Raw genomic sequence first — 25,208 nt, forward strand, 5'->3', positions numbered from 1 at the left:
CGTTCGACGGTGGTGCGGTTATCGTCACACCGTGACGAGCGGGCGCGAGGGTATGTCGTTGCTCGTCTGAGCGCTTCCTCCCCGGTTCCGCCGGTGCGCAACCTCCGGGGCCTAGACGGCGATCCTCGGGGAGTGCCGCCCTCTCGTCCCGCGACGATCCAGGACGGGAGAGGAACGTGTCCTTCATCGCATCGATGCCCCCGCTGTCCCGCCGAGCCGTGCTCGTGGTGACGGGCCTGGGCGCCGTGGCCGGACTCGTCGAGGGTGTCAGCCGGCTCTCGGCTCCGGCGTCGTCGGCGTCCGCGGCGTCGCCGAGACCGTCGGCCCTCCCGGCCGCGTCGACCTCGTCGGTGTCCTCGGTGTCATCATCGACCCAGAGCCTGCGCGCCCGCTTCCACATGACGCCGCCGTCGGGCTGGCTGTGCGACGGGCAGCGGCCGCTGCGCTATGACGGGACAACCTTCTTCTACTACCTGCACGCCGACGACAACGCCGGTGCCGGAGGCTGGAACCTGGCCACGACGGACGACCTGGTCACCTTCGTCGACCACCAGCAGGTCATTGAGCCCCGCGGCGACGAGCCGGTGTGGACGGGATCGGCCGTCGTCGACGAGGACGACACGGCGGGCCTGGGCGCGGGAACGCTGGTCGTCCTGGCCACGCGGCTGCCCGACGGCCAGCCCATCCGCCAGCAGCAGTACATGTACTTCTCCCGCGACGGCGAGAGTTTCTCGCTCAGGCCCGACCCCGTCATCGCCAACCCGGACGCGGACACGGCCGTCACCGCGGAGGAGGTCGACAATGCCGAGTGGTTCCGCGACCCGAAGGTCACCTGGGACCCCGACCGCTCGCAATGGATCTGCGTCATCGGTCGGCGCAAGTACCTCTCGCTCTACGTCTCGGCCGATCTGACCGACTGGACCTGGGCGTCGAACTTCGACTATTTGCGCGGGGACGTGCCCGACCTGGGCGGAATGGAGTGCCCCGACATCTTCAGGATCGTCGCCGATGACGGCTCCGCCCACTGGGTGCTGGGGGCCAGCATGGACGCCTACGACGCCGGGCTGCCGACCGGTTACGCCTACTGGGTGGGGCGGTGGGACGGCGCGAACTTCACGACCGACACCCTTATGCCCCAGTGGCTCGATCGGGGCTGGGATTGGTACTCGGCCGTCACATGGCCCTCGCCCGACGATCCGGAGGGCCTGCGGTACGCCATCGCCTGGATGAACAACTGGCGCTACGCCGCGCGCGATGTGCCCACGGACGCCTCCGACGGTTACAACGGGCAGATGTCGGTGGTCAGACGGATCCGCCTGGTTCGCCAGCCCGAGGGCTGGTACTCCCTTCAGAGCGATCCCGTCCCGGCGCTGCGCGACGTGATGGATGAACCGTGCGAGCTCTCCGCGCAGCGGGTCAGCGGCTGGCAGGCGCTGGCGTGGAGCGGGCGCGCCTACGAGCTCGAGCTGGACATCGAATGGGACGCGGCGACGGACGTCGGGGTCGCCGTCGGGTGCTCCGAGGACGACTCGCGCTACACGAGCATCGGAGTGACCGACGGGACGATCTACGTCGACCGCGGCCCCTGCGACCTCGAGTGGTGCTCCTTCCTGCCCTACTGGCGGGCCGAGGCCCCCATCGACCCGTCCTCCCGCTGGGTTCACCTGAGGGTCCTCGTCGACATGCAGAGCGTCGAAGTGTTCGTCGACGCCGGGCACACGGTGCTCTCCCAGCAGGTGTACTTCATGGACGGGGACGAGGGTCTGCGGCTGTACTCCTACGAGGGCGAGGCGACCTTCTCCAACATCGTCTGGCGCGCGACCGACTGCGACTGACCCGCCCGCCTTGGAAGCCGGTGCTCAGGCTTCTGAACACAAGGGGTTAATCGGTTGACGTATATGAGCTCGATGGGGCATTCTTGCATCGTCCGGGCCGACTCTGCTCGTGTCCTGCCCGTGGAAGGAGGGATGATGACGACTCTTGTCGAGGTGGCCGCCGCCGCGGGCGTGTCCACGGCCACGGCTTCGCTCGTCCTGTCCGGGAAGGACAAGGGGCGGGTTTCCCGCAAGACGGCCGAGCGCGTGCGCGCCGCCGCGGACTCCATGGCCTACGTGCGCGACGCTCTGGCCGGCGGCATGCGCAACCGGCGCACCCGCACCATCGGCGTACTCGGCGAACGGGTTCTGTCCACGCCCTACGCCGTGGCTATGATCGACGCCGTCCTGACGACCAGTCGGCAGCTGGGATGGTCGGTCCTGCTGACCGACTCCGGCGGGGACGAGGAGCAGACCCGCCGCGCGGTTCGCGAGCTCCAGTCCCGCCGGGTCGACGCCATCGTTCATGCGGCCATGTACCACCAGGAGGTGCATGTCGCACCCGAGCTCGAGACCGTTGCCGTTCTCAACGGCTTCGCCGACCGGGAGGACGTGGTCGGCGTCGTGCCCGACGAGGTCGCAGCGGCCCGCGAGGCCACGGCCCACCTGATCGGGCTCGGCCACAGGCGCATCGCGCACGTCACGGCCGTCTCCCCGGGCGTCATCGCCGTTGGACTGCGCCGCACGGGCTACGAGCAGGCGCTCACCGAGGCCGGCCTCGAGGCCGATGACGGCCTCGTCGTCTACGGCGAGGACGACCCGGCCGGTGCCGATGCCGCGGCTCGGACCGTCCTGGAGCGGCCCGATCGGCCCACCGCCGTCTTCTGCTTCAAGGACGCGATCGCCGCGGGCGTCTACCGTCAGGCCGCCCGACTGGGCCTGCGCATTCCCGAGGATCTGTCGGTCGTTGGATTCGACGATCTGGCCCTCATCTCCACCAACCTGGAGCCGCCGCTGACGACCATGCGCCTGCCCCATTACGCCATGGCCGACTGGCTCGTACGGGGCCTGGTCGCCGGGGACCTGCCGGATCCTCCCCGCACGGTGCGCTTCCACTGCCGATTGGTCGGGCGGGGATCGACCGCCCCGCCCCCTGCGCCCTGATCCGCGCTCCCCAGATTCCCGGGATCCCTTCCCGGCCAACCCCTACGGAAGACACACAAAGGAGTGCCCCATGCCCACCACTCGTCGCACTTTTCTCGGCCTCGGCGCCGCCGCGGCCGCGACCGTCACCCTTGCCGCGTGCTCGTCCCAGGGGGGCGAGAGCTCCGGGGGCTCCGGCGGCGGCATCTCGCTGTGGACCCACAACGGCGGTAACGAGGACGAGCTCGCCGTCGTCCAGAGCGCCGTCGACGCTTTCAACGAGGCCAATCCCGACACCTCCGTCGACCTCAAGTCCTTCCCCCAGGCCTCCTACAACGACTCCATCGCCGCTGCCGCCGTCTCCGGCGACCTGCCCGACATCCTCGACCTCGACGGTCCGATCATGCCGAACTGGGCCTGGGCCGGTTACCTGTCTCCGCTGAGCGTCTCCTCCGACCTGGAGGGCAGGATCATTGACTCCGCCAAGGGCTACTGGAATGACACCCTCTACTCCATCGGCCCCTACGACACCTCCCTGTGCTTCCTGGGCCGCAAGTCCGCCTTCGACGCCGCGGGCGTGCCCGTGCCCGCGGTCGATAAGCCCTGGACCAAGGACGAGTTCAATGACGCCCTGAGCAAGCTCGGTCAGCTGCCCGACTACGACGTCGCCGTCGACATGGGCGTGTGGGACACCGCCGAGTGGTGGCCTTACGCCTACGCCCCCATGCTTCAGTCCTTCGGCGGCGACCTCATCGACCGCGAGACCTATCGGACGGCCGAGGGCTTCCTCAACGGCACCGCGGCCGTCGAGTGGGGCACCTGGTTCCGCAGCCTGTTCGCCGACGGGTACGCCTCCCAGACCCCGGGCACCGACGGCACCGACTTCCTCCAGAGCAAGGTCCCGCTCGTCTACACCGGCGGCTGGAAGGTGCTCAAGGCCCAGGAGGCCCTCGGCGAGGACGAGGTCCTCATTCTGCCGCCGGTCGACTTCGGCAAGGGCGCGCACGTGGGCGGCGGGTCCTGGCAGTGGGGCGTCTCGGCGACTTCGAAGAACTCCGAGATCGCCAACAAGTTCATCGAGTTCCTCATGCAGGACGAGTACCTCGTCAAGTACTCCAACGCGATCGGCAATTTCCCGTCGGTGGCCTCCGCCACTGCGCAGACCGATAACTACGGCGAGGGCAAACCACTCGAGCCCGTCTACGAGATCGGTACGACGTACGCGCTGCTGCGTCCCGCCACACCCGGATACAAGGTGATCTCCTCCGTCTTCGACAAGGCCGCTCGCGACATCGTCTCGGGCTCCGACGTCCAATCCGCTCTCGACCAGGCCGTCAAGGACATCGATGCCGACATCGCGTCCAACAACGGTTATCAGGCGGCGTGACCGTCTGACGCCCATCGTCCCAGCCACCCGCTATCCGGTGGGGCGCCGCGGCGTCCCACCGGGAAGGAGACCTCATGCCGTCGGTCACCGGGCGCCGATCCAAGCCCCTGCGCAAGGAGGCGCGGATGGCCTGGCTCATGTCCTCGCCCGCCCTCATCCTCCTGCTGCTGTTCATGGGTATTCCCATTCTGCTGACATTCGCCCTGTCCTTCACCAACGCCCGCCTCATCTCCCCGAACCCTCCGAGCTTCATCGGCTTGAGCAACTTCGTGCGCGCCTTCACCGGCGATCCGACCTTCCTGCGATCGTTGACGAACACTGCGTTCTTCGCCCTGATCGTCGTGCCCTGCCAGTCGGGCCTGGCCCTCGCCCTGGCGGTCCTCGTCAACGCCAAGGTCAAGGGCGTGACCGCGTTCCGAACCATGATCTTCATGCCCGTGGTCACCTCGATGGTCGTGGTCTCCATCCTGTGGAGCTTCTTCTACGAGGACGACGGTCTGATCAATTCCATGCTCACGACCGTCACCGGGGGAGCCTGGACCGCCGTCGCCTGGCTCAACAACCCCGGCACGGCCATGCCCGCCATCATCGCCTTGTCCATCTGGCAGGCCGTCGGGCTGCACATGATCATCTGGCTGTCGGGCCTCCAGGGGATCGACCCGGTCCTCTACGAGGCGGCCGACCTCGACGGCGCGAACGCCTGGCAGCGGTTCCGCTACGTCACTTGGCCCGGTCTGCACTCGACGATGGTCTTCATCCTCGTGACGATCACCATCGCCGCCCTCGGACTGTTCGTTCAGGTCGACGTCATGACCTCCGGCGGGCCCCAGGACGCCACCTCCACACTCGTCTATCACGCCGTGCGCAAGGGCTATCGCGAGCAGGACATGGGTTACGGCAGCGCCATCTCGCTGATCTTCTTCGTCGTCGTGCTCCTCATCTCACTTATCCAGCGCTGGCTCACCAGGGAGAAGGACTGATATGACCGCCGCGACATCCGGGAACGCCCCGCAGGTCGAGAAGGGCCGCGGCCGTGCCGCCAACAGGGCGCGGGTCAGGGCGTTGACGTACATCGGACTCACCGTCGCCGCCTGCGTCGCCGTCCTCCCCCTGGTGTTCATGATCTTCTCCTCCCTGAAGACCGACGACCGGATCTTCGCCGATCTGGGCACCATCAAGGCCTTCCTGCCCGCAGGGCATCTGAGCCTGGACAACTACTCGGGAGTCTTCGAGCGTGTGCCCGCCGCACGCTTCCTGCTCAACTCCGTCGTCGTCACCGCGGCGATTGTCGGGCTCGGCCTGGTCGTCAATTCGATGATCGGCTTCGCCATCGCGCGCATGCGGTGGAGGGGCAGGAGCATCATCTTGTCGTTCGTGCTGGCCACCCTCATGGTCCCCTTCGAGACCATCGCCGTGCCGCTGGTCTTCTGGGTCGCCAAGCTTCCCTCCATGCAATGGGTCGTCGACGGCTTCCTGATCAAGCAGGGAATGCTCAACACCTATCAGGTCCAGATCCTGCCCTTCATCGCCAACGCCCTGGCGATCTTCCTGTTCGCCCAGCACTTCGGCGATATCCCCAGGGAGATCGATGAGGCCGCCCGGGTCGATGGCGCATCGTGGTGGACCATCTACCGCAGGATCGTCGTTCCCCTGTCCGGCCCGACCTTCGCCACGGTGGCCATCATCACCATGCTTCCGGCCTGGAATTCCTACCTGTGGCCTCTCATGGTGGTCCAGGAGGAGTCAATGCGGCCCGTGAGTGTGGGCATGCAGTACTTCTTCCAGCTCAACCCGGTGTGGGGGCAGATCATGGCCTACGGCACGCTGATCACTCTGCCCGTTCTCATCATCTTCGTTGTCTTCCAGCGCTCGTTTGTCCAGTCGCTGGCCGGCACCGCCGTCAAGGGGTGAGCCATGGCGCTGTCTCTGCCCGACCACTGGCTGTGGGACCATTGGATCGCCGACGACGGCGAGCGCTACCACCTGTTCTTCCTGCGCGCCTCGCGCGCGCTGCACAACCCTCAGCGGCGGCATTGGCGGGCCTCGCTGGGGCACGCGGTCTCCGAGGACGCCCGCACCTGGGAGCTGCTCCCGGACGCCCTGGTGCACAGTGACGGGCCGGCCTTCGACGACCAGGCGATCTGGACCGGCTCGACCGTCGTTGGGGCCGACGGGCGCCTGCGGGTCTTCTACACCGGGATCTCCCGGGCCGAGGGCGGCATGGTGCAACGCATCGGCTGGGCCGATTCGGCCGATGGCGTCACCTTCCGCAGGACGTGCGCCGAGCCGCTCGTGGCGGACGACCGTTGGTATGAGACGTGGAATCCCTCCTATCCCTGGGACGAGGCCTGGCGCGACCCTTTCGTCTTCAAGCACGACGATGGGCGCTGGCACATGCTCATCACCGCCAGGGCCAGGGGAGTGGACCGGCTGCACGGCGGAGTCATCGGCCATGCGGTCTCCGACGACCTCGACCACTGGGAGGTCCTGGCGCCGCTGACCGAGCCGTCCGTCTTCGGGCACCTGGAGGTCAGCCAATCGCGCACCATCGGTGAGCAGCATTTGCTGGTCTTCTCCTGCGGCGCCGACATGCAGGCCGAGCCGGGGCCGGGCGGCGTCTGGGTCGCCGAAGGGGGCGGGCCGCTCGGCTCCTGGGACATGGGCCGAGCCCGGTACGTTCGCCCCGAGCACCTCTACGCGGGACAGGTCCTGCCCCTGCGCGAGGGGCGGTGGGTCTTCACCGGTTTCGACCAGGGCGTTGACGGACGCTTCGTGGGCGTTGCCCCGGACCCCGTCCCCTGGGAGAGGGTCGAACTCGTCGCCCGGTGATGGCCGGGATGCTGACCGGAGTGCCGTAGCCGGGGCCGATGTCGCCCGCCGATGCGGGTGGAGTCGGACCGCGGACCCGCGCGTCGGGGTCGTGCACGCGGTGCACGACCCCGACGCGTCCGAACCCGCGAATGTCATTATTAGGTAAGGCAAGCCTTACATGACGATGCTTTTCGCGACAGTGCGTGCTCCATACCACGTCGGGACCAAGGTCCAAAGCTTGCTTATGATGAATATGGGAACGAAGATCTTGGTTAAAGTTGGACGGCGGCGCCGACCGGCCCCCGGGCCCCTCGGCGGCCGGCCTGACCACTCAGGACAGGACCGGAGGCCCGCCGCCATCATCGAGGCCACCGCGGCGATGGAGAGGAGCAAGCATGAGCCACAACGACGACGACTCCACCCGCGCCAGGGTCCTCGACCTCATCGTCGAGAAGGGGCCGGTCTCCGCCGCGCAGCTCGCGGCGGTCCTCGATCTGACTCCGGCTGCGGTCCGCCGTCACATCACCGCTCTGGAGGAGGCCGGTGAGATCCAGGTGCACACGGCGGCCTCGCCGGGCAAGCGCGGACGGGGCAGGCCCGCGCGCCACTACGTCGCCACCCGGTCCGCCCGCACCACCTTCGCCGAGGGCTACTCCGAGATCGCCAATCGGGCTCTGTCATATCTTCAGCAGGTGGCGGGGGACAAGGCCCTCGACTCCTTCGCCGCCTCACGTGGCCGAGACCTCGAGCGCCGCTACATGGGGGTCGTCGAGGCCGCCGGCAAGGAGCCGTCCGAACGGGCCCGCGCTCTGGCCGACGCCCTGACCCTCGACGGCTACGCGGCGACCATACGCGACGTCGGCGACGGCACCTACGCTGTTCAGCTGTGCCAGGGCCACTGCCCCGTGCGCGACGTCGCCGGTCAGTTCCACACGCTGTGCGATGCCGAGACCCAGGCCTTCTCACGGCTCCTGGGCGTGCCCGTCCAGCGCCTGGCCACGCTGGCCGGAGGCGAGCACGTGTGCACCACGCACATTCCCATCGCCATGCCGGCCCTGCGCAAACGCGCGGCCCGAGCAGCTGCAGACACGCGGAGCCACCGGCCCCGGAGAACGGAAGGAACCCGATGACATCACCCACGACCGACACCGCTCGCGTCAGCGACGACGAGATCATCGACTCGATCTCGGCGAGTTACGAGTTCGGCTGGCACGACTCGGATGAGGCGGGCGCCAACGCCAGACGGGGTCTCGATGAGCAGGTCGTCCGGGAGATCTCGACGACCAAGGGCGAGCCGGAGTGGATGCTGGCTAGGCGCCTGAAGGCCTACGAGATCTTCGAGCGCAAACCCATGCCGACCTGGGGAGTCGACCTCACCCAGCTGGACATGGACGCCGTGAAGTACTATGTGCGCTCGACCGACAGGCCCGCCAATTCCTGGGACGACCTGCCCGGGGATATCAAAGCCACCTATGACCGTATCGGGATTCCGGAGGCCGAGCGCGAGCGTCTCGTCTCCGGTGTCGCCGCCCAGTACGAGTCCGAGGTTGTCTACCACCAGATCCGCGGTGATCTGGAGGAGCAGGGAGTCGTCTTCCTCGACACGGACACCGCCCTCAAGGAGCAGCCGGAGCTCATGCGCGAGTACTTCGGCACGGTCATTCCCGCCGGCGACAACAAGTTCGCCGCGCTCAACACGGCCGTGTGGTCCGGGGGATCGTTCATTTACGTTCCCAAGGGGGTCCATGTCGAGATCCCGCTGCAGGCCTATTTCCGTATCAATACTGAGAATATGGGCCAGTTCGAGCGCACTCTGATTATCGCCGACGAGGATTCCTATGTGCACTACGTCGAGGGCTGCACGGCACCGATCTACTCCACTGATTCCCTGCACTCGGCTATCGTGGAGATTGTGGTGAAGAGAAACGCCCGCGTGCGTTACACCACGATCCAGAACTGGTCCAACAACGTCTACAACCTCGTCACTCAGCGCGCCACCTGCGCCGAGGGCGCCACCATGGAATGGGTCGACGGCAATATCGGCTCCAAACGCAACATGAAGTACCCCTCCGTCCTCCTCATGGGTCCCCACGCTCGCGGAGAGGCCCTGTCCATCGCCTTCGCCGGCGCTGATCAGCATCAGGACACCGGAGCCAAGATGATCCACATGGCGCCGCGAACCTCCAGTCACATCGTCTCGAAGTCCATCGCTCGTCATGGCGGCCGTTCCGCCTACCGCGGTCTGGTCAAGATTCTGAAGAACGCCCGGCACTCGAAGTCCAACGTGCTGTGCGACGCTCTGCTGGTCGACGAGATCTCCCGCTCCGACACCTACCCCTACGTCGACGTGCGCACCGACGACGTCGAGATGGGGCATGAGGCCACCGTCTCCAAGGTGAGCGCGGATCAGCTCTTCTACCTCATGCAGCGCGGGTTGACCGAAACTGAGGCCATGGCCACCATCGTGCGCGGCTTCGTCGAGCCCATCGCCCGTGAGCTGCCCATGGAATACGCCCTCGAACTCAATCGCCTCATCGAGCTGCAGATGGAGAACTCGGTCGGCTGAGGCCCCCGCAAACGGCCGTTCGTCGGATTCATCCCGGCCGGCGCCGTTCCCATCGCAGCACGCTCCTCACCCATCACCAGCCGGCACAGGAAGCACTCATGCCTGATCCGTCCACCACCAGCCACTCGCAGGCGGCGTCCGAGGCCGCCGCCCCCGAGCCCGCCCGCTACGTCTCCTCACGGGCCGACCGGCCCACGTCCTTCAACCCGGCGGATATCCCCACCCCGCACGGACGAGAGGAGGAGTGGCGCTTCACTCCGATGAAACGCTTCGCCCCCCTGTTCGACCTCGACGCCGTCGCCGCCGGCACGGCGGAGGGGGGATCGCCCGCCGTCCACGTGGACGCCCCCGAGGGCGTGAGCGTGGAGACCGCCGCCCGCGACGACGCCCGTCTGGGAGTCGCCGGCGAGCCCGTCGACCGCACCGGCGTCGTCGCCTGGGCTGGCTTCCGGGAGTCCACCGTCATCACTCTCGCCGCCGGTGAGCGTCCTGAGCGCGCCGTGCGCATGAGCGTCTGCGGCACCGGAGGATCCGATGACAGTGAGCGCACCAGCGACGCCCCGGCCCTCCCCGCCGCCCAGCACATCCTCGTCAGGGCCCAGAAGGGGGCCAGGGGCACGGTCGTGCTCGATCACGCGGGCACGGCCGCCCTCGCCCAGACCGTCGAGATCGCGGTCGGCGAGGACGCGGAGCTCACCCTCGTGACCATCCAGGGCTGGCAGGACGACGCCGTCCACGCCTCCAGTCACCGTGCGCGGGTCGCCGGCCGGGGGACCCTCAAGCACGTGGTCGTCTCGCTGGGCGGGGATGTGCGCATCACCTCCGACTTCGCTTTCGACGGCGAGGGCGGTCGCATCGATTCCTTCGGCGTTTATTTCACCGACGCCGGCCAGCATCAGGAGCATCGCCCCTACGTCGCCCACACCGAGCCCCACTGCTACTCGCGCGTGACCTATAAGGGCGCCCTCCAGGGCAGGGACGCTCACGCGGTGTGGGTCGGCGACTGCCTCATCGGACACGCCGCCCGCGGCACCGACACCTACGAGCTCAATCGCAATCTCGTCCTGACCGAGGGGGCCAGAGCTGATTCCATCCCCAATCTCGAGATCGAGAACGGCAATATCGAGGGCGCCGGCCATGCCAGTGCCACCGGCCGTTTCGACGACGAGCAGCTGTTCTACCTGCGCGCGCGCGGCATCCCCGAGACCGAGGCCCGCCGCCTGGTGGTCCTGGGCTTCTTCAACGAGATCGTCGCCGAGATCGGCGTGAACGAGGTCGAGGAGCGCCTCCTGATGGAGATTGAGAAGGAGCTCGCGCTCACCGGCCTCATCAACGCCCGGCAGGGGGAGGGCGCCTGCGCCGTGCAATCCACCGGCGCCCGGGCCTGAGCAGGCTACCCCGAGCGGGACCAACAACCCAGCAGACTTCGGAGAAGAGCACTCATGAGTACCTTGAAGATCAAGAACCTTCACGTCCAGGTCGCCACCAATGACGGCCCCAAGCCCATTCTCAAAGGCGTCGATCTCGAGGTCGACTCCCATGAGGTGCACGCCATCATGGGGCCCAACGGCTCGGGCAAGTCGACACTGGCCTATTCCATCGCCGGCCACCCCGAGTACGAGATCACCGACGGCGAGGTCCTCCTCGACGGCGCCAACCTCCTCGACCTGACCGTCGATGAGCGCGCCCGCGCCGGTCTCTTCCTGGCCATGCAGTACCCCGTCGAGGTTCCCGGCGTCACTGTGGCCAACTTCCTACGCACCGCCAAAACTGCCGTCGACGGCCATGCTCCCAAGGTTCGCCAGTGGATCTCCGAGGTCAACGAGACCATGACGAACTTGCGCATGGACCCCGCCTTCGCTCAGCGCGATGTCAACGCCGGCTTCTCCGGAGGCGAGAAGAAGCGTTTCGAAATTCTCCAGATGGAACTACTGAAGCCGCGTTTCGCCGTTCTGGACGAGACCGACTCGGGCCTGGACGTCGACGCCCTGCGCGTGGTCTCCGAGGGCGTCAACCGCCTCCACGACTCCTCCGACGCCGGCTTCCTCCTCATTACCCACTACACGCGGATCCTGCGTTACATCAAACCGGACCACGTCCACGTCTTCGTCGACGGGCGCGTCGCAGAGGAGGGCGGCCCCGGCCTGGCCGACCGCCTGGAGGAGGAGGGCTACGACCGCTTCCTCGCCTGAGACACTCGGGCCGGCGTCGACGTCCGCCGGCCGCGGGTCCGAGCACTGCGGCCGGCCAGCACCGCATCACCAACCGAATCACCGCACCGAAAGCCGCCAGGAGGCGCACCCCCATGACATCGCACGAGTCCGCGTCGGCGCGGCCGCTGACCGCGGCCGAGATCGATGCTGTCCGCACCGACTTCCCCTACTTGAAGCGCCCCGCGCGCAACGGCGAGCCGTTGGCCTACCTCGATTGGGCCGCCACCAGCCAGAAGCCCGCCGACGTCATCGAGCGCGAGGCGTCCTTCTACCGCATGACCAACGGGGCCGCTGGACGCTCGACCTACCAGATCGCCGATGAGGCCACCCGGGTGTGGGAGGACGCCCGAGAGGCCGTCGCCGGCTTCGTGGGGGCCCGAGGCTCTCAGCTCGTCTTCACCAAGAACGCTACGGAGGCGATCAATCTCGTCGCCCTGGCCGTCGGGCACGCCAGCGCGGGCCGGCCCGCCGCGCGCGGAGGGGCGGGCGCCGACGACGCGGACCCGGCCCGTCGCCTGGTCATCGCCCCCGGCGATGAGATCGTCGTCACTCGCGCCGAGCATCACGCCAACCTCGTGCCTTGGCAGGAGCTCGCGGCGCGCACCGGGGCGAGCCTGCGCTGGCTCGACCTGACCGAGGACGGGCGCATCGACCCGACCACCGTCCGCGTCATCACCGAGCGCACCCGCCTGCTCGCCCTCACCCACGCCTCCAACGTCACCGGGGCGATCACTCCACTGGTCGATATCCTGCCGGCGGCCCGGGCGGTCGGTGCGCTCGTCGTACTGGACACGTGCCAGTCCGCAGCCCACCTGCCGCTGGATTTCGCTGCTCTGCATGCCGCCGGCGTGGATGCCATGGTCCTCTCCAGCCACAAGATGCTCGGCCCCACGGGCATCGGCGCGCTCGTGGCCGCCGAAGAGCTGCTGGAGGCCATGCCGCCGGTGCTGACCGGCGGCTCCATGATCGAGGTCGTGCGCATGGAGTCCTCGACCTACATGTCCGGCCCCGCCCGCTTCGAGGCGGGCAGTCAGCCGTTGGCGCAGGCCGCCGGGTGGCGCACGGCTGTGGACTACCTGTCCGGGTTGGGCATGGACCGCCTCCACGCCGGGGAGTTGGACCTCATGCAGCGGGTGCTGGACGGTCTGGCGGCCCTCGACGGGGTGCGCGTTCTCGGCCCGGCCGACACGCGCGAGCGGCTCGGTGTCGTGGCCTTCACGGTCGACGGCGTCCACCCCCATGACGTCGGACAGGTCCTCGACGCCTCCGGTGTGGCCGTGCGCACCGGCCACCACTGCGCCCAGCCGATCCACGCCCACTTCTCGGTGTCCTCCTCCGCCCGGGTATCCTTCGGGGTGACTACCACGGCCGGTGAGGTTGACCGCTTCCTGGAGGCCGCCGCCGGCGTTCGCGCCTACTTCCAGAGGTGAGTATGAACGAACTCGACCAGCTCTACCAGCAGGTCATCCTCGATCACTCCCGTGAGCGGCACGGCTCCGGCGCGCTGATCGACCCCGACGGGCAGTCGCACCAGGTCAACCCCACCTGCGGGGACGAGGTGACCCTCGGCGTCAGGGTCGTTGACGGGCGCCTGCGCCTGGCCGGCTGGCAGGGAGAGGGCTGCTCGATCTCGCAGGCCTCCATCTCCGTCATGCACGACCTCGTCGACGGGGCCGACCTGGCCACCGTCTCCCGCCTGGAGAAGGACTTCGACGCCCTCATGCACTCGCGCGGCCGCGGCGTCGATGCCGTCGTGCTGGACGATTTGGAGGACGGTGCCGCATTCGAGGGCGTCTCGCAGTACCCCAACCGCGTCAAGTGCGCCCTCCTGGGGTGGATGGCGCTCAGGGATGCCCTGGCCAAGGCCGGCGTGGCGCTGCCCGCCGAGCAGACCTGACCGATGGACGTTCACCACCCGTGCGCCATCGCCACCATCCATCGTCCAGTTCATCACTGCCACGACCACTATGACCGGCATTGACCGACATGACCGACGTGAAGAAACGCGAGGAGGAGCCATGAGCGAGAGCAACGCTCCCGGTACCATCCAGGGCGAGGCCGTCAATCCGATGGCCGCCCAGCACGCCCCCGCAGCCGGGGGTGAGGCCGACGTCGCCGCCATCGAGGAGGCCCTGCGCGACGTCATCGATCCCGAGCTCGGCATCAACGTCGTCGACCTCGGGCTGCTCTACGGGGTGTCTGTCGAACCGGACGGCACGATCGTGCTCGACATGACGCTGACCACCGCGGCCTGCCCACTGACCGACGTCATTGAGGAACAGGCCCAGCAGGCGCTCGGCCTCATCGCCGACAGGGTCCGCATCCAGTGGGTGTGGCTGCCGCCGTGGGGCCCGGACAAGATCACCCCCGAGGGTCGGGAACAGCTGCGGGCTCTCGGCTTCAATGTCTGAGCCGCCACCGGCCATCAAAGACCTTCGACAGGGGCTCCCCTCGGGCGGTACTGCGTGTTGCTGCGCTCTCAGCGCTTTTGCTAGGGTCCTGTCGCAGTAGGCGCCTGCCTGTGAGCGCGAGGTGTCCTCGCCGTGCCGTGAAGTCTGATCGGTTTCGACGGGGTTGAGCGGACATCGGGAGCGTGCCTGGCGGAGCCGCCCGAAGTTGCGATGCGTCTACGACGAAGGCCACGACGGTGCCGGCGAATGACGAGAGAGAAAGATATGCTGCAGTTCATTGGCGGTTCTACTGACCTCATCGACACGGACGAAGCGTCACTCGTGGCGACCCACGGCCTTGACGCGCTCACGCTGCTGAGCACCGTGGTGTACGCGGTTCTGGGCGTGTTGCTGCTCATGCTGTTCAGCTGGGTCGTCAACAAGGTGTTCAAGCTGGATCTTCGGCGGGAGCTGCTCGAGGATCAGAATCCCGGTCTCGGTGTGGCCTTCGCGGGGACGGCGATCGCCATCGCGATCATTGTCGCCGCGACCATCAGCGGCTGAGTGTCAGCGTCGATGAGGTCGGCGGTGGGAGAGGCGGCGAGGCCCACGACGGCAGGAGGCGGTGAGCGCTGCCGCTGACCGCCGTCGGCCGCGGCTCTGCTCCGCTTCTGCCGCGTCATCGCCTTCGGAACCCGGTGGTCAGCCAGACGGCGAGACCGGCAACCGGGATGCAGCCGATCAGGCTCACGATCGTGTCCATCCCAAGGGAGAAGAGGTAGGCCGTCGTTGCCAGCGCCGCCAGCCAGATGGCGGCGATCGGGCAGATGGACGGCAGGCCGGGGACCAGGTGGGCCCCGACCGCCAGCAGAACCAGGCCGTCGCTGGCGAACGACATGAAGTCGGGGCTTGTGAGGCTGACGGGCACCACCGCGCCTCCCCAGATCAGGGTGAGGAGGCCTCATATTGCAAGGCAGATGCCGGCAATACCGAATCCGCCCATTCTTGTTCTGCCGCCCCAATTCCTTGTTTTCCTCGTTCTGTCCTCATCTTCTTTTCCGCTCCTCGTCGTCACTCATTTCTTATTCCTTCTTCCTCATCGACGAACCGCGCCCTCACCGGCCAGCTCGCACCCCCAGGCGCGGGCGGCCGTCTCCTCCCCGTCGGCCAGGAGACCCCGGTCCGAGCTGACAAGGAAACTCGTGACGGCCGACTCGTTCCGCCCCGCACGGCGCAGGGTCTTGGCGATCGCCTTAGCGGCCGAACCGGCCAACCAGTTCTTCGCGGTGACCGTGTCGAAGGCGGCCACACGGGGCGAGGCCGGGATCGACGCCGTCGCCAGCCATTCGCGCACGCCCCGGGCTGGTGTCGCCGCTCCCCGCTTGCGGGCCGTCGCCCGCGTACTGGTGGTCGGCAGACCCCGGTTGTGGGTGGGAGCGCCCAGGATGAGCAGGTCGAGGTCCGCGGGCGGGGCGTCGGGCGCCCGGTCGACGTCGAGGACGCGGGCCCTCACTCCGGCGTCGGTCAGCCCGGCGGCGACGGCCTCGGCGACGGTGCGGGTCGCGCCGAAGTACGACTCGACGATTACGAGTGCTGCTGCGGTCGTCATAGCGTTTTCCTTTCGACGGAGAGTGAGGGCGGATGCCGCAGGCGCGATCGAGTCGGGCACTCGCGACCGCTCGGGCGCGGATTCCGCCGACCCGGACGAGATCCGGACCGGCGGGAACCGGCGCCCGAGGCTCGTGGCCGGGTCCCACTTCGAGGACAGGGAGAGCCGAGGCCGTCGTGATGGGCTGTCATGGCCCCAGGCTCGGGTGCGACGCCGCGTCGTACTCAAGCCCGGCGGTAGCAGCCGCTCATCACCCGCTCCGCGGCCGCTCGCCCGCCCCGCTCAGACGGAGCGCCAGCGCTCGATGGTCCGCACAAGACGCTGTTCGACAAGTGGGGCGAGCCGAGCGGAGCGCGGATCGACATCGGCGATCAGGCGGTAGAGTGATCTGACGGCGCCGATATCGGTCTGACGCGCCAGGCGCTGGGCCCGATCGGGGGTGAGCCGGCCCTCCAGACGGGAGACGACCCAGTCGGCGTGCTCGGTCAGCTCACCCTGCGTGGCTGCATCCAGATCTCTGCCGTAGCCGACCAGAGCGGCGGCGTCCTCGGTTTTGTCCGGCTCGGGGAAGAGATCCTCGGCCTCAGGTGGCATCCGCCCGCAGTAGCAGGCCAGGTCGACGACGTCGCGGTCGTGACGCACGGCGCTACGAGTACGCTCGTCGGGTGCCGCGCGCTCCAGCCGATCGAAGAAGGCCACCATGCGCGCGGACATGGGACAGACCGTCAGCCCCTCCTCGGCCCGTTGCAGCAGGCCGGCGAGCATATCGCGCTGACGGGCGACCTCGGCCAGGCGGCCTTCGACGGCGCGCAGCGCCGCGCTCAGATCGGTGACGACCTCCGGCGCGGGGGCGGCATCGTCGGTGCGGTCCCGCGCACGGGCGTCCTGCTCGAGGTTCTCGTCGTCGGCCTCGTCGCCGGGATCGGTGGCAGGCTCGGCATCCAGTACCCGCGCGATGGTCTCCAGCGGGATCCCGGCCCGGGTCAGCCAGCGGATGCGAGAGAGCCGGGCCGCGTGCGACAGCTCGTAGTCCCGCCATCCGCCGCGCTCGGCCGGCACGGGCAGCAGACCCAGGCGATGGTAGTAGCGCACGGTCCTCACGGTTGTGCCCGTGAGCCGGGCGATCTGGGCGACGCGCATGCAGTGAGTCTGCATCATGAGGGGAGTCCTCTCGAAATCCGAGAAGAGCACCCACTGCGACCTGTGGCGGTTCCGGTCGCATCGGCGCGGGACTCCCGGCCCGGGTGGCACCCGCGTGGAGAGGAGACCGAGGTCGTAACAGAACCGATATTGACAGCGGCGACACGGCGCTTAGACTACTGACTGCAGCTGAGGCCTTGGCCCTGATCCTCGCAGCACCTCGTAAGGAACGATGATGGTCTTCTGGACGTTCTACTCGAATCGATGTCGCGTTCAATGACAATACGCTGACATGCGCCATCAGGGCGGTCCTGCGTTGATGATGGCTATCGGAAGGCCCTGACGAAGCACTGTTTGCACCGTATTCTTCTGCCTTTCTCCGCAGAACTGCCTCAATGTTCTTCGGTACGTGTGTCATGTCTGACGACGGTTATTCGTGTCTCTCCGCGACTATCTGGCCGGGATGTGCCGATGCCGGATTAACCGGCACCAGGAGAAGAACGGTTCTACGAATTCTACGAGCACGGGGCCACTGGGTTTGTTCGCCGTACGACTCTGCCACGACCGCCCCGTGAGTGGGTGTCATAGGACGGCGTGGACGACCAGTCCTGACTAGTCGATCGGTAGGTGGGTGGCAGGGCCACCAGATGAGTGGAAAGAGAGGAATAGACGTGATTGGTCGGCTTTGGCCGTTCATTATCGGAGGCGTCGCGCTCGGATTGGACGCCTATATGATCGCAGGGCTGCTACCCGCGATAGCGGAGAACCTGGCCGCCACCGAGGGCGTAACCGGGCTCGGGGTGACCGCCTTCACCGGGGCCTATGCGATCTCGGGGCCTCTGCTCGCCGGCGCCGCGGGCCGCCGCTCCAAACGGGGACTCGCGATCGCCCTGTCGATGTTCACCGTGGGCAACCTTGTCACGGCGGGCGCGCCCACCATCGCCGTATTCCTCATCGCCCGAGTGCTCGCCGGCGCCGCCGCGGGCGTGTACTCGCCCCTGTCCTCGGCCGTCGCAGCGGCATCCGTATCGGAGGAGCGTCGCGGCCGGGCCCTCGGCCTCGTCCTGGCCGGGCTGGCGATGGGCACCGTGTTCGGCGTCCCGCTGGGCCTCCTGCTCGGAGGGCTGACATCGTGGCGGGTGAGCATCCTGCTCATCACGATCGTCGGGGCGCTGGCCCTGATCGGCATCTTCTCCTCCCGGGGGCGTGAGCTGCCCGGCGTGGACGCCCCCTCCCTGGGCGCACGCCTGCGCTCGATCGGATCCGGACCGAACCTCATGACCGTCACCGTCACCCTGTTCACCGGGATCGCCTCCCTGGGCCTGTACACCTACATCACCTCGCTCCTGGGCGATACCGGCCTCGCCTCCCATCCCACGGCCGGCATCTGGGCGTGGGGCGTGGGCGGTGCCGTCGGCGTCATGCTCATCGGCCGCCTGGTCGATCGGGTCAGCGACTCGCTCCGCATCACCGCTGTGATCCTGGCGCTCCTGACGATCGTTCTGTTCGTGCTCGGCACCGGCCCGGCCGTGTGGCTGCTGGCGGCCGCGTTGTTCGCCTGGGGCGCCCTGGGATGGTCCTCCCTGGCCCCTCAGCAGGACACGCTGCTGGAGACCAATCCGCGGGACGGGGCGACCGCGGTCGCCGCGAACGCCTCGGCGAACTACCTCGGCTCAGCGATCGGATCAGCCCTCGGCGCGGGCGTGCTCGCCGTCGGAGTGACCGGCACGAACCTGGCCCTGCTCGCCGCCATTCCGGCCCTGCTGGCACTCGCTCTGCAGCTGCTGCGCATCCGCATGCATCGCATGACACCGGTTGCGAACGGCGACCACGACGAGAAAAGATGAAAAGAAAGAGAATTCTTTATGTACGCAGATACGGCCCTCGAACGTCTTGACGACCTTAAGCGGGACGGCAGTTACCGGACCTTCGTGACTCTCAATCGACATGCTGGACGATACCCCATGGCTACGGTAAAGTGCGATGGCGGTATATATGAAGATGTGCAGGTCTGGTGCAGTAACGACTACCTGGCCATGTCCCAGCACCCGACGGTCATCGCAGCGATGCAGGACACCGCAGCCCGCTACGGTGTAGGAGCCGGCGGCTCCCGTAACATTGGGGGCACCCACCAGGAGGTCGCTCTTCTCGAGGCGGAGATCGCGGACTGGTTCCGCAAAGAACGAGCCTTGGCCTTCCCGACGGGCTACGGCTCCAATGATGCTGCGTTAGAGGCTTTCAGCCTGATATATCCAGATCTGCTGATCTATAGCGATGCGCTCGATCATGCGTCTATGATATCCGGGATTCGCCGTAACAAGAATGGACGTCGCGTGTGGCGCCACAACGATCTGAATCACCTCGAGAAGCTTCTCTCCGCCGACGATCCGTCTACACCCAAACTCATCGCGTTGGAATCTGTGTACTCCATGGACGGAGATACGGCCGACCTGCCCGGAGTTGTCGACCTGGCTCGGCAGTACAACGCTTTGACCTATCTTGACGAGGTCCATGCCATCGGACTCTACGGGGAGCAAGGACGCGGGATCGCCGATCGAGAAGGCATCCTGGACCGGATCGATGTGATCCAGGGGACGATGGCGAAGGCCGTTGGTGTGATAGGAGGGTTCATCGCGGGTCCTGACTGGCTCGTCGACGCCGTGCGCAGTTTCGCTCCGGGATTCATCTTCACAACCTCCATGCCTCCAGCGGTGGCCGCCGCCTGCCGGGCGAGTATTCAGATCGTCCGTGCCGACGATCACGCACGTGATCTACTGCAGAGCCGAACCGCGCAACTGCGACATGAACTGGGCGTTCGCGGCATCGAGATCATGCCCTCCTCGACGACGCATGTGCTTCCGGTTTTCATCGGCAACGCCCGCAACTGCCGAACCGCTGCGGCGATGCTGCTCGATGAATACGGGATCTATATCCAGCCGATCAATCCGCCGACCGTGCCGTTGGGTACAAGTCGATTCCGCATCAACGCCACACCTGCTCACACGGTGGAGCAGGTTACCCACCTCGCCGACTCCCTCGATGAGGTCTTCAGTCGCTTGGGAATTTCTGAGAACAAGAAAAATGCCCGGTAATTCAACGATACGCGTCGCTCGCTCGACGATCGCGGTACGACGGACGACCCGTGCCGATGCCGAGGCCGTGCTGGCATTGCGTCGGAATCTTCTTACCGCCGGCGAGGCTCACTGGGCCCGAGGCGATGCTGGCGGTTGGGAGGCGGTCTATCGCGCGCAGTTGGAGGAGGAGATCGACGGAATCGTGTCGACGCAGGCGACTTTCCTTGCAGTCGCGGTCGGCGTGCCCGTGGGTACGGCGACCGCGATCATCGATCGACGCCTGGCCAATCCTGCCAATCCGAACGGCCTTGAAGGCTGGATTCAGGGCGTCTATGTCGACAAGTCCGCCCGAGGGCTCGGAGTCGGTACCGCCCTGACCCAAGCGGCCGAGGATTGGCTCGCCGACCGTGGTGCAGATGCCATCTACTTGGATTCCACTCCGAGTGCACTGCGGATGTACGCGCGCCTGGGCTACGTCATCAACGACGAGCCGCATTTGCGGAAGGAACTGCATTGACCGTGAGAATCGACCTCATCGGCGCCGGTTACGCCGGAACCCGACTCGCCCGATCCTTTGAGTACGTTGCCACAGGAAGAGAGGAGGACGTCGATGTGCGCACTTACTCACGTGCGGATACTGCCTCGTTGGCCGATGACCCTGCACGGATTCATCTGATGTGTGAGGGTTCCGATGTCATCGTTAACGCCACCAATGACGACCAGCATCTCAATGTCCTCAATATTCTTCAACATGTCGACGGATTCATCCTCTCGGAGAAGCCCCTCGTTGCGCCTCAGGATTCCATCCCTGATCGTTGGACGGAGGCGTGGGGGAGCGGCGATAGATTTGCGATGAACTGTATCGAACGTTATTCTCCGGCAGTCGATTACGTTCTCGCGCAGACACATCACCGTGATCTGCGGATCGCACGAATCGACTTCACCTGGGCGAAGAACCGCTTCGATGATCCGCGGCCCACCGTGGGCGTCGTCAGCGAAGTCGTGCATCCCCTCGACTTGTGCTGCTACCTCACCGGCGCATCGGCTGAGGATGTTCATCTGCACAATGCTGCGGTCATCAACTCCGATTACGCCAGTTTTACGGACGACACTCCCGAGTCCGTGCAGATCATGGCGAGTATGAATGGCGTCGCCGTCACGGGATACTCAAGTTTCGCCCATCCTGACCGGCGACGCGCCTTTGATATCATTCTCGTCGGTGACGACGGTATCCGCGAATACATCGAGCTTACTTTTGACGACCCCGGCTGGGATCACGATCGTCTTCGGCACTGGAGCGCCGATGGTGCCCGACTGTGCCAGGACACCGACACAGCCTTCATCACCGGTGGAACGGCTCCGAAGACATGCGGGAAGCTCTCTCTATTCGCCGAGGATATCCTGTGGGGTGATCATGGTCGTCGCTACACCACCTTCGTTGAAGCTGTTGGTCTGCAGCGTCTTCTCGCCAGCATTCATCGTTTCTCTGGGGAGGTGTTCTCCTTGCGATATGGCCGAGGGCCGCGTCGAACGACTCTCGATAGGAACAATCTTGAGCGGCTCGGCTGACGACCCACTGAGCCGCCGAGTGACGGTGCCGACCCGGGACGCCAACGGCCTCCTGCGCCGGTGTCGGGGGAGTGCCGTCGCGCTCGGGGATTCTCGGAGGGTTCTCAGAGCCTTCAGAGTTCTTCACAGGCTCTGCCCGGGCTCCTCGAAGATGTCGTCGAGGCGTAGTGCACCCATACGCCCGCGTAGCGATCGGCCTGCAGTTCCAGATGCACCGAGTCAGCACTGAGTCAGAGGTGAGACCCCGTCCCGACGGTCGGCACCGCGCCTCCCGTCAAGGCGGAGATGCGGTTCGGATCGATCGTGATATCGCGGTTGAGGCTCATGGTGACCTCGGGGGAGGGGAGGAGGCCGGATAGCGGCGTAGCGTCGCGCAGGCGCTGGTCCGAGTACGCTGGCGGCGTGCTCTACGACCTGCTGTACAAGACCGTCCTGACGCGTACCGACCCCGAGCTGATCCATGACGCATGCGTCAAGGCCATCGAGGTCACCAGCGGGATTCCGCTCGTGCGCGACGCGGTGAGGCAGATGTGGGGGCGCCGCCCCATCCTTCCCGTGCCCAGCGCCAACCAGGGCGGTCCTTTCGCGCGTCCCGTGCCGGGTCTGCTCGGCCTGGCGGCTGGCATGGACAAGGAGGGGCGGGCCGTCGAGGGCATGGATATGCTCGGCTTCGGCTTCGTCGAGGTCGGCACCTTCACGGCCCGCGCCCAGGCGGGTAACGACAGGCCTCGTATGTGGCGCCATCCGCGTATTCGTGCGATCCGCAATCGCATGGGATTCAACAACCCGGGCGCCGACGAGGCCGCTCGGCGTCTGCGAGCCCTGCGGGCGACCGCGCGCGGCCGCTCCATCGTCGTGGGCGCCAATATCGGCAAGACGAGAACCACGGCGCTGGTCGATGCCGTCGAGGACTACCGCTATTCGGCAGCGCGGGTGGCCAGGTGGGTCGACTACCTCGTCGTCAACGTCTCCAGCCCGAACACACCCGGCCTGCGCACCCTGCAGAGCGTTGAGGCGCTGCGCCCCATCCTCGTCGCCGTGAGCGAGGCCGGCGACGCCGTCGCGGGTCGGCACGTGCCGCTCCTGGTCAAGATCGCCCCCGATCTGGCCGACGAGGACGTCGACGCCGTAGCGGATCTGGTCACCGGCATGGGACTGGACGGTGTCGTGGCCACCAACACCACGATCGACCACGACCTGGGCGAAGGCGGTCTGTCCGGGGCCCCGCTGCTGCCGCGCTCACTGGAGGTCGTGCGCCGTCTGCGCGCCCGGCTGGGGGAGGGGCCCACCGTCATCGGGGTCGGCGGCATCTCCTCCATCATGGACGCCGAGCTCATGCTCGACGCGGGCGCCGATCTGCTTCAGGCCTACACGGCTTTCGTCTACAACGGTCCGGCCTGGCCGGGCCGTCTCAACCGGACCCTGGCCACCGCCCGCCGCCGGTGACGGGGAACGCGCAGGACCCGGAGAATACGACGGGTGACGAGGGGAGCAAGGCACGTGGGCGCCCGGCCCCGCGCTACGACGCATCCGGTGGCCTGCACGGCAGAGGGAGGAGAGGCCGCCTGCGGGGACGGTCGGGCGGCCCGAGGCCGTCGCCCCCCTCGCCGCCCGTGATCGCATCCACCGCCTCCGCCCCCCGTACTCTCCTGGACACCGCCGGAGTGGGCTTCCTCGTCACCGCCTACCTGGGGCGCCTGCCTGCCGCCATGAACCAGCTCGGCCTACTTCTGGTCGTCTCGGCCTCCGGGCGAGGCCTGACGCTCGCGGGCGCCATGGTCGCCGCCGTCGGAGCGGGCACCGCGCTCGGAGCGCCGGGCATCGGCCGACTGCACGACCGTGTCGGAGCCTGGCGGGTCACCGTCTGCGCTCTCGCGGTTCAGACGGGCGCCCTGGCCGTCATTCGGTGGGCGACCGACTGCGGTGCGGCCGATGGGATCGTCCTGGCGGCGGGGGCCGTCACGGGCATGGCCAATCCGCAGGTCGGGTCCGTGGCCCGCGCCGCCTGGTCCCACCTGGCGCGGGCGAGCGGCCAGCGGGACCGCGCCCTGAGAGTCGCCCGTCTGGGCATGGGGTGGGAGACCGCTGCCGACGAGACGAGCTTCGTCATCGGACCCGCCGCGGCGGGCGGGCTCGTCGCCCTCCTGGGCGCTCGCGGGGCCGTCGTCGCTCTGGCGGCGGTGACCCTGGCCGGCGAAGGCGTGTTCGTTCTCTGGCTGCTGGGACACCGCGAAATTGCTCGTCCGTGCGCGGATGGGCCTGGCGATCCCGCCCGCCGGGACCGCCGCGCGCGGACCGCTGCGGCATCGATGCGCCCACTGGCGCCCGTTCTGACCGTCGTCGTGTGCGTCGGCGTCGTCTTCGGCACGACCCAGACGGCCCTGACCGCCGTCCACGCCGCTCACGGCACGCCCGGCCTGACCGGCCCCGTCTACGGCTCCATGGGGCTGACCTCCGCGGCGGCCGGCCTCGTGAGCCCAGGCCTGCGGGCCGGGCGCCTGGGGAAAACCGCCGTCGGTGGACTCGCCGTTCTCCTGTGCTCCACGGCGTTGACGAGCGTGCCGCCCACCGTGCTCACCGAAATCGTCATCCTCTGCCTGGGTGCGGCAGTGGGAATGATGCTGGTGACCTGCTATTCGCGCGTGGAGGAGCTCTCTCCCGCCGACCAGGTCACCGGCGTCATGACCGTGGCATCCACGTGCAACGTTCTGGGGGTCTCGCTGGGGAGCGTGATCACCGGCGCGATCGGCGAGAACCTCCACCTGGGCAACGCGCCCGCCGCCATCGCCGGCGGATGCGTCACGGCCCTGGCCCTGGGAGAGGCGGCGGTGCGCCGCCATGGCCGGCGCGCACGACGGCACGGCCGCTCACGGCACCCGGATCAAGACGGGTAGTGACGGCGCGCCACCTGCGGAGCGGGCTGGCGCATGCGGCGCAGGCTGAAGCACCGGGTGAGGATGTACCAGAAGATCATGCCCTGGGATCTGACCGTGTCCTGGCCGAATTTGGCGTAGAGCCTGCGGCGCACCAGCCACCAGCACACGACGGCGTCGACGACGGCCAGGATGAGCACCGCGTACAGACCCATCATGAGCAGCAGGCCGGTCTGGGCCAGGCGCGTCTGGATGCCGAAGGCCACGATCATGAGCACGAAGGCCAGCGGGATGAAGACCTCGCCTAGGCTGAAGCGCGCGTCCACGTAGTCGCGGATGTACCGCTTGATCGGCCCCTTGTCGCGGACCGGAAGGTAGCGTTCGTCACCGGTCTTCATCGCCTCGCTCCGGAGCCTCCAGGCCTCGTCCCGCTTGGCGCGAGCCTCGGCCTTGGCGGCCTTGCGGTCGGTGGGGACGACCGGGTGCAGGCGGCGCGCCTCGGCGTCCTTGCGCCTGGGGGTGGCGCGGCCCTTGCCCTCGATCTTGACGGGGGCCGCGGCGGGCTCGGGATCAGGCGCAGCATCGCGCTTCTTGAACAGCTTCACGCAGCACAGAGTAG

24 protein-coding genes are annotated in these 25,208 nt (G+C 67.5%); 20 read left to right on the forward strand and 4 right to left on the reverse strand.

Annotation, left to right across the window (positions count from 1 at the left end):
* The first annotated feature begins 176 nt into the window (after positions 1-176).
* The 14 genes from HMPREF9062_RS06765 (at position 177) to HMPREF9062_RS06830 (ending at position 14,888) form a co-directional block, all read left to right on the forward strand.
* A complete protein-coding gene (locus HMPREF9062_RS06765) occupies positions 177-1,835 on the forward strand; it encodes a glycoside hydrolase family 32 protein (protein ID WP_009749339.1) in 1,659 nt (552 codons plus the stop codon).
* Positions 1,836-1,970: 135 nt separating this feature from the next.
* A complete protein-coding gene (locus HMPREF9062_RS06770) occupies positions 1,971-2,978 on the forward strand; it encodes a LacI family DNA-binding transcriptional regulator (RefSeq protein WP_009749340.1) in 1,008 nt (335 codons plus the stop codon).
* 70 nt (positions 2,979-3,048) lie between these two features.
* Entirely contained in the window at positions 3,049-4,344 is a 1,296-nt protein-coding gene (locus tag HMPREF9062_RS06775) for an extracellular solute-binding protein (protein WP_009749341.1), read from the forward strand.
* A gap of 74 nt (positions 4,345-4,418) precedes the next feature.
* Positions 4,419-5,324 (forward strand): carbohydrate ABC transporter permease, encoded by a 906-nt coding sequence (locus HMPREF9062_RS06780; RefSeq protein ID WP_009749342.1) that lies wholly within the window; start codon positions 4,419-4,421, stop codon positions 5,322-5,324.
* Between the two features lies 1 nt (position 5,325).
* Positions 5,326-6,255 (forward strand): carbohydrate ABC transporter permease, encoded by a 930-nt coding sequence (locus HMPREF9062_RS06785; protein WP_009749343.1) that lies wholly within the window; start codon positions 5,326-5,328, stop codon positions 6,253-6,255.
* A 3-nt stretch (positions 6,256-6,258) separates the two neighbouring features.
* Positions 6,259-7,173, forward strand: a complete 915-nt coding sequence (locus tag HMPREF9062_RS06790; RefSeq protein ID WP_009749344.1) for a glycosyl hydrolase family 32 — start codon at positions 6,259-6,261, stop codon at positions 7,171-7,173.
* Between the two features lie 377 nt (positions 7,174-7,550).
* Positions 7,551-8,285 (forward strand): helix-turn-helix transcriptional regulator, encoded by a 735-nt coding sequence (locus HMPREF9062_RS06795; protein ID WP_009749345.1) that lies wholly within the window; start codon positions 7,551-7,553, stop codon positions 8,283-8,285.
* Positions 8,282-9,721 carry a Fe-S cluster assembly protein SufB gene (gene sufB, locus HMPREF9062_RS06800; protein WP_009749346.1) on the forward strand — a complete coding sequence of 480 codons (1,440 nt, stop codon included), beginning with the start codon at positions 8,282-8,284 and terminating at the stop codon, positions 9,719-9,721. The genes HMPREF9062_RS06795 and sufB overlap by 4 nt, the downstream gene beginning before the upstream one ends.
* Positions 9,722-9,819: 98 nt before the next feature.
* The gene (gene sufD / locus HMPREF9062_RS06805) at positions 9,820-11,109 is read left to right on the forward strand and encodes a Fe-S cluster assembly protein SufD (protein WP_009749347.1); all 1,290 of its coding nucleotides are present in this window, start codon (positions 9,820-9,822) and stop codon (positions 11,107-11,109) included.
* Between the two features lie 54 nt (positions 11,110-11,163).
* Positions 11,164-11,913, forward strand: coding sequence for a Fe-S cluster assembly ATPase SufC (gene sufC / locus HMPREF9062_RS06810; RefSeq protein ID WP_009749348.1), 750 nt, complete (start codon positions 11,164-11,166; stop codon positions 11,911-11,913).
* 113 nt (positions 11,914-12,026) lie between these two features.
* Positions 12,027-13,364, forward strand: coding sequence for a SufS family cysteine desulfurase (locus HMPREF9062_RS06815; RefSeq protein WP_009749349.1), 1,338 nt, complete (start codon positions 12,027-12,029; stop codon positions 13,362-13,364).
* Positions 13,365-13,366: 2 nt separating this feature from the next.
* Positions 13,367-13,831, forward strand: coding sequence for a Fe-S cluster assembly sulfur transfer protein SufU (sufU, locus tag HMPREF9062_RS06820; protein WP_009749350.1), 465 nt, complete (start codon positions 13,367-13,369; stop codon positions 13,829-13,831).
* A gap of 121 nt (positions 13,832-13,952) precedes the next feature.
* A complete protein-coding gene (locus tag HMPREF9062_RS06825) occupies positions 13,953-14,345 on the forward strand; it encodes a metal-sulfur cluster assembly factor (protein WP_009749351.1) in 393 nt (130 codons plus the stop codon).
* 264 nt (positions 14,346-14,609) lie between these two features.
* Complete coding sequence (locus tag HMPREF9062_RS06830) at positions 14,610-14,888, forward strand: DUF350 domain-containing protein (RefSeq protein ID WP_009749352.1); 279 nt, start codon at positions 14,610-14,612, stop codon at positions 14,886-14,888.
* 115 nt (positions 14,889-15,003) lie between these two features.
* Here the strand turns inward: HMPREF9062_RS06830 and HMPREF9062_RS06835 are convergent, their stop codons facing one another.
* From HMPREF9062_RS06835 to HMPREF9062_RS06845, 3 genes are all read right to left on the reverse strand, one after another.
* Positions 15,004-15,255 (reverse strand): hypothetical protein, encoded by a 252-nt coding sequence (locus HMPREF9062_RS06835; protein ID WP_009749353.1) that lies wholly within the window; start codon positions 15,253-15,255, stop codon positions 15,004-15,006.
* Positions 15,256-15,420: 165 nt separating this feature from the next.
* Positions 15,421-15,933, reverse strand: coding sequence for a flavodoxin family protein (locus HMPREF9062_RS06840; protein WP_009749354.1), 513 nt, complete (start codon positions 15,931-15,933; stop codon positions 15,421-15,423).
* A gap of 282 nt (positions 15,934-16,215) precedes the next feature.
* Positions 16,216-17,091: a MerR family transcriptional regulator gene (locus HMPREF9062_RS06845; RefSeq protein WP_253270678.1), complete on the reverse strand. Its 876-nt coding sequence runs from the start codon at positions 17,089-17,091 to the stop codon at positions 16,216-16,218.
* A gap of 653 nt (positions 17,092-17,744) precedes the next feature.
* On the opposite strand from HMPREF9062_RS06845, the gene HMPREF9062_RS06850 reads away from it, so the two are divergent.
* From HMPREF9062_RS06850 to HMPREF9062_RS06875, 6 genes are all read left to right on the forward strand, one after another.
* Entirely contained in the window at positions 17,745-18,920 is a 1,176-nt protein-coding gene (locus HMPREF9062_RS06850; RefSeq protein WP_009749356.1) for an MFS transporter, read from the forward strand.
* Between the two features lie 18 nt (positions 18,921-18,938).
* Positions 18,939-20,165, forward strand: a complete 1,227-nt coding sequence (gene hemA, locus HMPREF9062_RS06855; RefSeq protein ID WP_009749357.1) for a 5-aminolevulinate synthase — start codon at positions 18,939-18,941, stop codon at positions 20,163-20,165.
* A 67-nt stretch (positions 20,166-20,232) separates the two neighbouring features.
* Positions 20,233-20,664 carry a GNAT family N-acetyltransferase gene (locus tag HMPREF9062_RS06860; RefSeq protein ID WP_172634834.1) on the forward strand — a complete coding sequence of 144 codons (432 nt, stop codon included), beginning with the start codon at positions 20,233-20,235 and terminating at the stop codon, positions 20,662-20,664.
* A 2-nt stretch (positions 20,665-20,666) separates the two neighbouring features.
* Entirely contained in the window at positions 20,667-21,716 is a 1,050-nt protein-coding gene (locus HMPREF9062_RS06865) for a hypothetical protein (RefSeq protein WP_009749359.1), read from the forward strand.
* Positions 21,717-22,118: 402 nt separating this feature from the next.
* Positions 22,119-23,162, forward strand: a complete 1,044-nt coding sequence (locus HMPREF9062_RS06870) for a quinone-dependent dihydroorotate dehydrogenase (RefSeq protein ID WP_034253908.1) — start codon at positions 22,119-22,121, stop codon at positions 23,160-23,162.
* 167 nt (positions 23,163-23,329) lie between these two features.
* Positions 23,330-24,610: an MFS transporter gene (locus tag HMPREF9062_RS06875; protein WP_009749361.1), complete on the forward strand. Its 1,281-nt coding sequence runs from the start codon at positions 23,330-23,332 to the stop codon at positions 24,608-24,610.
* On the opposite strand, the gene HMPREF9062_RS06880 is transcribed toward HMPREF9062_RS06875, so the two are convergent.
* Positions 24,598-25,194 (reverse strand): DUF3043 domain-containing protein, encoded by a 597-nt coding sequence (locus HMPREF9062_RS06880; protein WP_009749362.1) that lies wholly within the window; start codon positions 25,192-25,194, stop codon positions 24,598-24,600. The two genes, HMPREF9062_RS06875 and HMPREF9062_RS06880, sit on opposite strands and share 13 nt — an antisense overlap.
* Positions 25,195-25,208: the final 14 nt, after the last annotated feature.

Origin of the sequence: Actinomyces sp. oral taxon 448 str. F0400 (assembly GCF_000220835.1) — a bacterium.
In the GTDB taxonomy this organism is placed as follows: Bacteria; Actinomycetota; Actinomycetes; order Actinomycetales; family Actinomycetaceae; genus Actinomyces.

What these genes read in the sequence shown, in the direction of transcription:
- HMPREF9062_RS06770 (WP_009749340.1), top strand. Translation starts at nt 1,971, where the DNA reads ATGACGACTCTTGTCGAGGTGGCCGCCGCCGCGGGCGTGTCCACGGCC.
- HMPREF9062_RS06775 (WP_009749341.1), top strand. Translation starts at nt 3,049, where the DNA reads ATGCCCACCACTCGTCGCACTTTTCTCGGCCTCGGCGCCGCCGCGGCC.
- HMPREF9062_RS06780 (WP_009749342.1), top strand. Translation starts at nt 4,419, where the DNA reads ATGCCGTCGGTCACCGGGCGCCGATCCAAGCCCCTGCGCAAGGAGGCG.
- HMPREF9062_RS06785 (WP_009749343.1), top strand. Translation starts at nt 5,326, where the DNA reads ATGACCGCCGCGACATCCGGGAACGCCCCGCAGGTCGAGAAGGGCCGC.
- HMPREF9062_RS06790 (WP_009749344.1), top strand. Translation starts at nt 6,259, where the DNA reads ATGGCGCTGTCTCTGCCCGACCACTGGCTGTGGGACCATTGGATCGCC.
- HMPREF9062_RS06795 (WP_009749345.1), top strand. Translation starts at nt 7,551, where the DNA reads ATGAGCCACAACGACGACGACTCCACCCGCGCCAGGGTCCTCGACCTC.
- sufB (WP_009749346.1), top strand. Translation starts at nt 8,282, where the DNA reads ATGACATCACCCACGACCGACACCGCTCGCGTCAGCGACGACGAGATC.
- sufD (WP_009749347.1), top strand. Translation starts at nt 9,820, where the DNA reads ATGCCTGATCCGTCCACCACCAGCCACTCGCAGGCGGCGTCCGAGGCC.
- sufC (WP_009749348.1), top strand. Translation starts at nt 11,164, where the DNA reads ATGAGTACCTTGAAGATCAAGAACCTTCACGTCCAGGTCGCCACCAAT.
- HMPREF9062_RS06815 (WP_009749349.1), top strand. Translation starts at nt 12,027, where the DNA reads ATGACATCGCACGAGTCCGCGTCGGCGCGGCCGCTGACCGCGGCCGAG.
- sufU (WP_009749350.1), top strand. Translation starts at nt 13,367, where the DNA reads ATGAACGAACTCGACCAGCTCTACCAGCAGGTCATCCTCGATCACTCC.
- HMPREF9062_RS06825 (WP_009749351.1), top strand. Translation starts at nt 13,953, where the DNA reads ATGAGCGAGAGCAACGCTCCCGGTACCATCCAGGGCGAGGCCGTCAAT.
- HMPREF9062_RS06830 (WP_009749352.1), top strand. Translation starts at nt 14,610, where the DNA reads ATGCTGCAGTTCATTGGCGGTTCTACTGACCTCATCGACACGGACGAA.
- HMPREF9062_RS06840 (WP_009749354.1), bottom strand. Translation starts at nt 15,933, where the DNA reads ATGACGACCGCAGCAGCACTCGTAATCGTCGAGTCGTACTTCGGCGCG.
- HMPREF9062_RS06845 (WP_253270678.1), bottom strand. Translation starts at nt 17,091, where the DNA reads ATGATGCAGACTCACTGCATGCGCGTCGCCCAGATCGCCCGGCTCACG.
- hemA (WP_009749357.1), top strand. Translation starts at nt 18,939, where the DNA reads ATGTACGCAGATACGGCCCTCGAACGTCTTGACGACCTTAAGCGGGAC.